The 6333-nt window shown below is 38.0% G+C and carries 6 protein-coding genes; 2 read left to right on the top strand and 4 right to left on the bottom strand.

Features of this window, described 5'->3' with window-relative positions; all coding sequences use genetic code 11:
- The coding region (locus AC33VI_RS18800) for a choice-of-anchor Q domain-containing protein (protein WP_491783791.1) at positions 1 to 2227 on the bottom strand (2227 nt) is incomplete at its 3' end.
- A gap of 397 nt (positions 2228 to 2624) precedes the next feature.
- Between AC33VI_RS18800 and AC33VI_RS18795 the strand changes: the two genes are divergently transcribed.
- The gene (locus AC33VI_RS18795; RefSeq protein WP_491783790.1) at positions 2625 to 2822 is read left to right on the top strand and encodes a hypothetical protein; all 198 of its coding nucleotides are present in this window, start codon (positions 2625 to 2627) and stop codon (positions 2820 to 2822) included.
- A 67-nt stretch (positions 2823 to 2889) separates the two neighbouring features.
- Here the strand turns inward: AC33VI_RS18795 and AC33VI_RS18790 are convergent, their stop codons facing one another.
- The 3 genes from AC33VI_RS18790 to AC33VI_RS18780 all read right to left on the bottom strand — a co-directional run bounded on the left by AC33VI_RS18790 (position 2890) and on the right by AC33VI_RS18780 (position 5668).
- A complete protein-coding gene (locus tag AC33VI_RS18790; protein WP_491783789.1) occupies positions 2890 to 3366 on the bottom strand; it encodes a GNAT family N-acetyltransferase in 477 nt (158 codons plus the stop codon).
- Between the two features lie 208 nt (positions 3367 to 3574).
- Positions 3575 to 4567 carry a c-type cytochrome biogenesis protein CcsB gene (gene ccsB / locus AC33VI_RS18785; protein WP_491783788.1) on the bottom strand — a complete coding sequence of 331 codons (993 nt, stop codon included), beginning with the start codon at positions 4565 to 4567 and terminating at the stop codon, positions 3575 to 3577.
- 144 nt (positions 4568 to 4711) lie between these two features.
- Positions 4712 to 5668 carry an ABC transporter permease gene (locus tag AC33VI_RS18780; protein WP_491783787.1) on the bottom strand — a complete coding sequence of 319 codons (957 nt, stop codon included), beginning with the start codon at positions 5666 to 5668 and terminating at the stop codon, positions 4712 to 4714.
- Between the two features lie 147 nt (positions 5669 to 5815).
- On the opposite strand from AC33VI_RS18780, the gene AC33VI_RS18775 reads away from it, so the two are divergent.
- Positions 5816 to 6034, top strand: coding sequence for a pentapeptide repeat-containing protein (locus AC33VI_RS18775; RefSeq protein WP_491783786.1), 219 nt, complete (start codon positions 5816 to 5818; stop codon positions 6032 to 6034).
- The last annotated feature ends 299 nt before the right edge of the window (positions 6035 to 6333 follow it).

The following is a 6333-nucleotide window of genomic DNA, read 5'->3' as shown; positions in this document are numbered from 1 at the left end:
TGATTCCTTCGACAATAATCGTTTGAGAGTCGAGAGCAATGGTGGTACTACTATCGCCAATGGTTATCCATTCATCTTCTCCATCGAGTATGCCCGAAAAATTGGTATCGAAATTGTAGAAATCGAGATCGTCACCAAAAACAAGTTTGTCTTCTCCAAGTTGGAAATTAGAGATAGTGATGCTACCAGTAATAAGAAAGAAATCTTCGATGCCATCAGTGCCAGAAATACTGTTAGAAGTTTGCACTTCATAAGCACCAATGTCAGTCGCGCCACCACTAGTGCGATCGAAACCTTCTCCTCGCTGATCTGTAGATAAACTAAGGTTATTATTACCCCCGTCGATCGCAATACTATCTTCTAGTAATGCTTGGGTTTCTGTGACACCACCATTGTCTTGTAATTCCCCTAAGTTGGGTTCGAGGGGATTGTCTGCACTGCCCAATAAATCCCCTTCTGCTTCCCTGAAAGAATCGGTAAAACCTTCGGCATTGCCAATTAAATTATTGCCGTTGCTATTAATAAAATCTCCGCCACCTAAATCGTTATTGTCGGTATTGCCCGCTACAATAGTACTATTGAGATTTACAGTACCGCTATAACTATAGCCATTGCCGTAACTAATATATAAAGGTTCTCGTTGATAAATCCCCCCTCCGTTAGTGGCAGTATTACCACTGATGGTGCTGTTGCTAATATTGGTAGCTGCGGAAAGGCTGTTATAGATTCCACCGCCATTGTCATCGGCAGTATTACCACTGATGGTGCTATTACTGATATTAGCAGTGGCGTTACCAACGCTAATTCCTCCCGCGTTTAATTCTGTAGCTGTATTATCCCTAATAGTACTGTTGGTTATATTGGCGGTAGAAGTACCAACGTTAATTCCCCCAACACTGATGGCAGTATTGTCTTTAATAGTAGTGCGATCGATCTTTGCCGTCGATCGGCTGATACCAATACCTCCATAAGCGAAGCTGCCTTCATTGCCACTAATAATGCTATCGGTTAGATTTAGTTCTGTTTGGATGTGATACGAACCTCCTCCAATAAAACCAGCATAATTACCACTAACCGTAGTATTCTCAATATTAACTGTGGCAGAGTTAGAATAAATTCCTCCACCAAATATCCCTTCGTTATCCTTAACATTGCTTTGGGTTAAGTTAAGTGTTGAGGAAATTACCGCGATTCCACCCCCTGCTACTCTACCTGAATAGTAACCGCTAATATATTGGGCAGTATTTTCGGCAATCGTACTATTATCGACATTGGCGATCGCTCTATAGTTATAAATTCCCCCTCCAGCGCGATCGCTAGTATTGCCAGTAACGCGACTGTAGGATAGGTTTAATTCTCCCAAAGTATTGTAGATTCCACCCCCTGCACCTGGGGCAGTGTTATCGTTAATTTCACTGTGAATCACAGTTAGCTTGCCATTCTCATTGACAATAGCTCCTCCCTCGACCAAAGCAGAATTATTATAGACTCTGGTATAAGAAAGATTGGCTTCCCCATTGTTAAAGATCGCACCCCCACGATTGCCTTGGTTATCATAGATTTCGCTGCGAATAATATCTAACTTGCCCTGATTGGCGATCGCTGTAAAACCATTATCGTTAATGTAACTTTGGCTGATATTGACGACTCCCTGATTGGCGATCGCACCACCAAACTCAGCATCGTTACTTTCTAAGCGACTATTATAGACATTGAGTACTCCTTTATTATCAATACCGCCACCTTCGCTAGCACTATTACGAGCCAGATTGACTCCCAAAATAGTCAAATTTTCTCGATTTAAAATACCCCCACCAGTGGACTGGCGATCGTTATTGTTGACTTCCCCTCCAGTAATATCTAAGTTTTCTAGATTGACATCTATCGAGTTATTTTGATTCCCGTCATTAATTTTAAAAACTCTACCCGCACCGTTGGCATCGATCGCGATATTTTCTCCAGTGAGGTTTTTAATGGTAACCGATTCTTTAATTCTTAATTCACCCTCCGAAAGCTCGATTGTACCGCCCGCTAGATTGCGATCGAACAGAATTAAATCTGCTGCTTCGGTTTTATTAGCGATCGCAATTGCTTCTCGTAAAGATAATCCCGCGCCCCGATTTTTGCCATTCTTTTCATCTTCTAAAGTGTTGACGACAATGACGTTAGAACTGGAATCATTGGTTAAGTTTTCGTTGTTTTGAATTTCGAGAGAAGAACTAGACATAATTTATTCCTTAACTTAAATGAGATGCTTTGTATTTGAGTAATAACAGCCAAGCAACTCGATCTGGAAAGAGAATTTGGGGGATAATTATGGTTTTATTGTTGCTAATAACTAGGGCGCGTCATCAATTAGAGATAGTAAAATAACCGCTAACAATCAGACTATTCCTTTATGACATTAAAAAGCTCTAGTCAACAGTGGCTTCACTCAATCTTTAATAGGATGACAAGAGTTAATAAAGATTTAATAGTAAATATACTTAGTTTTTGTATTTAGTAAATTAATTTCAATGAAAGCGAAGAAATATTAAATTTTTCAGCAAAAGTAGCTGTTGTTACAAAATACTGGACATAATCAAAGTGTAAACAATCGAGTAATTGTTCAGAGGTTATCATCTATGAAATTGCAAGTATCTAATGAAAATGTATCTAGCATAGATACAGCCTTAGGATTTACTTTGGCAGCCTTTTCTATGTTTGTAGTTGGCTATACTATCACTCGTGCCTTTCTCAGTCAGCCCAAAGCTCCAGCTACTAATAATGCTGAGATTGTTATTCCCCATCAAGCTACATTGTGGAGCGAGCTAGGAAATTAGTTATCAAAGAATTTTGAAAGTTTCATCTCTCGTTTAGCAAGGCTATAAAACAGGGATGAATTTTGGTTTATGGTTTAAGAGCTAAAATCATTTCATTTTTGGGAATAAAGCCCAAGTTTTCATATACTGGCTTGCCATAAGGAGAAGCATGAAGAATTGCATGGGTACAGCCCAGCGATCGCAAATATTCGCTTGCCCTTTCAGTTAATTTCGTGCCTATTTTCTGTCGGCGATAAGCAGACTCAACAAAAACATTCCAAATATAACCGTATTGTCGAAAGTTGGGTTTGAAGGGGGAAGGATATAAACCCGCAAATAATTGGCAGCTAACGGAAGCAACTATTTGATTATTTACTTTGCCGACAAAAGCTTGGAAGGACAATTCATTGCGAGCGCAGGTAATAAAATCAAGAGTATCTTGTTGCCAATTGTCTTGAATATTTTCAGGATCTATATTGTTGTCCAACCACAGTTGATAAAAATGCCGTGCTATGGTTTCGTCCTCGTCTTTAGAAGCTGTTGCGATAATTAAATTTTGATTCACCGTTTCCAATTAAATAGATGGGAAGAGATTTTAAATTCTGGAAAATAAAAAAGCTGCATTATTTCAAAGCAGCTTAAAATTCAATCGTTTATTAAGTACCTAAGCAGAATCAATTAAACATTTTATATTTCCTTTAACCCTTTCCCTTTGACTTTTCCCCAATCCTAACGATGAAATTAATTTTGCACAAGTATTTATTTGTGGCAAATTATAAAAACCACCCATAGGAATGCAAACCTTGACCTAGTAAGTTAACTCCTAGGTAGCATACCCAAACAACCACAAAGCCAACTGCGGCGAGGATAGCTGGTTTTCTTCCTTGCCAACCGCGAGTAATTCTGGCGTGGAGATATGCCGCGAATACCAACCAAGTGATAAATGCCCAAGTTTCTTTAGGATCCCAACTCCAATAAGAACCCCAAGCTTCGTTAGCCCAAACTCCCCCTGCAATGATGCCAATAGTGAGTAAAGGGAATCCCAAACCAATGACGCGATAGCTAATATTATCTAGAGTATCTGCCAAACTCAAACGTTCGGGAGAAAGAGTTACGGTTTCTGTTTGAGGTAATTCTAGAACTGCGGTATTGCTAGTGTTATATTTAGTGGCATAAGCATTTTCAGGGTTACTTGTTACAGTTTTTTGTTTGACGCGATCGCGAAAACTTCCCGTGCCTACAGAACTCCCTTTCAGTTCTACTTTTTGTCCGCGAGTGATAATTAAAAAGCCAATGGCGATCGCGCTACCCACCATTAAAGTAGAATAACTGAGCATCATTACGCTAACGTGCATCATTAGCCAGTTAGATTTTAAGGCTGGTACTAAAGGTGCAGACTGTTGCATTTCTGCGGGCAAACTGAGGGCAGCAAAGGCAGTAATTCCCATGGCTACGGGGCTAGTAACTACTCCTACTAGTCGACTGCGACTCATTCGTTCGGCGATAAAGTGCATTGTCGTAATTCCCCATGCCAAAAAGAATAAAGATTCGTAGAGATTGCTGAGGGGAAAATAACCAGCTTCCAACCAACGAGAAGCTAGCAAAGTTGCCATACTAAGATTGGCTACTGCCATGCCAATAGTTCCCAAAGTGGCAAAATAAGGCAAATTAGGAAAAGCTGCCCCAGCCCAGTAGATTAACATAGTCGCCAGTAATACCCCAAAAGAGGTGTTATCTAGGAGACTTTCTAATGCTATTAAATCCATAATCTATTTTTATAAAGTGTCTTAGAATTGCCGAATCTCTAACTAGCAAGCTGTTAGTTCTCAACCTTTCTAATATTTGCTATTATCTCTCTTTACTTTAGTGCAATGACAACTCCGTAGTCTAGATAACAGAATTGCTATCCTTTAATATTTAACTCTCGGATCTAAGACAGCATAAACTACATCGGCAATTAAATTAAACAAGACGATCAAAATTGCATAGATAAAAGCGATCGCCATAACTACAGGAGTATCGCTGCGATAGATAGAATCGATTAACAAAGCACCAATTCCAGGCACGCGGAATACTTGTTCGGTGACTAACGCCCCCGTAAAAATGGCAGGAATATCTAAAGCGATTAAAGTAACTACGGGAATCATGGCATTACGCAAGACGTGATTTTTAATAGTATCGAATTTACTCAATCCTTTAGCTAAAGCTGTTTTAACATATTCTTGCTTTAGTTCGTCTAAAACTGCCGAACGAATAAAGCGCATCAAAATTGCTGCATGATACAAAGCTAGTACGCCGATCGGCATAATCGACTGTTGAACTTGAGCGATAAAACTCTGCCAATCCCTTACTTGAAGAGTGCTGTTATAGATAAAAGGAAACCAGCCCAACCAGACGCTAAAGATAATAATAAACAGCAAGCCCATAAAAAAAGGCGGAATTGAAAAGCCAAGAAAAGCGATTGTTGTAATTATGTTATCGACCACGGAATATCTTTTTAGAGCAGAAATAATTCCTAAAGGAAAAGCGATCGCCAAACCAATTCCATAGGCAATTCCTACTACCCAAAAGGTAGTTAATAATCTTTGAGTTATGAGTTGAAACACGGGACTTCTACTATTAAAAGAGTAACCCATATCTCCCCTAATAAATGAAGTTAACCACTTAAAATAACGAATATAGATTGGTCGATCTAATCCTAAAGATTTGCGTATATTTTCTCTAACCTCAGCTGTAATCGATGGATTGGAAGCAAATTCACTTAAGGGATCTCCAGGAGCTACAGCTAAAATAGTAAATATAATAATACTAATAATTACTAAAGTTGGTATGGCAATTATGAGTCTTTTGATTAAGTATTGAATCATTGCTTAATATTAATATATTACCTGGATTTAGTTAAACAGCTTAATGACATTTTTAAAGAAAACAATTATAATTATGTATTATATTTAATCGATCTTTATTTACAAGCAAAAGCAGTACTAATCTAAAATTCAAGATACATATATATTATGTTTCAAGTAAAAAATAAAAATGATATTATTACTCATTATCAATCTGGGAAAAGAAAATTCCCTCAAATAATATTAACTGGTGTTAACTTATCGGGAACTAGCTTGACTGAAATTAATTTGGATGAATCTAATTTAATTGAAATCAATTGGAGTAATTGTAATTTAGATCGGGCAAGTTTTATTCGGGCTTGTCTTTGTTTGGGCAATTTTAATTAGGAAAAAAAGGTTAGAGGTATTCTCAAAGAGCTTATATAGTCGTTCTAATTAATTTCCGTACTATCCCAGTAATTTGTCCGGGGGATTAGGGATTAGGGGTTAGGGATTAGGGAGCAATAATTAGTACATATTTTCGTATGGTTCTTATTAGGAATGACTATAACTCGCAAAAATAGGGATAGATTTTTTTCAACCCATCCCCAATTGCCAATATATTTAAGATTTTCTAGCTTTTACTATTTACTAGCAGCATTGCTGTAAGCGCGATATTCTTCGATGCTCTGGTAATTATTTTTCTC

It is taken from the genome of Waterburya sp. (assembly GCF_058530065.1).
The sequence above is the reverse complement of the archived record's forward strand: the minus strand, read 5'-3'. Positions and strand labels throughout refer to the sequence as shown.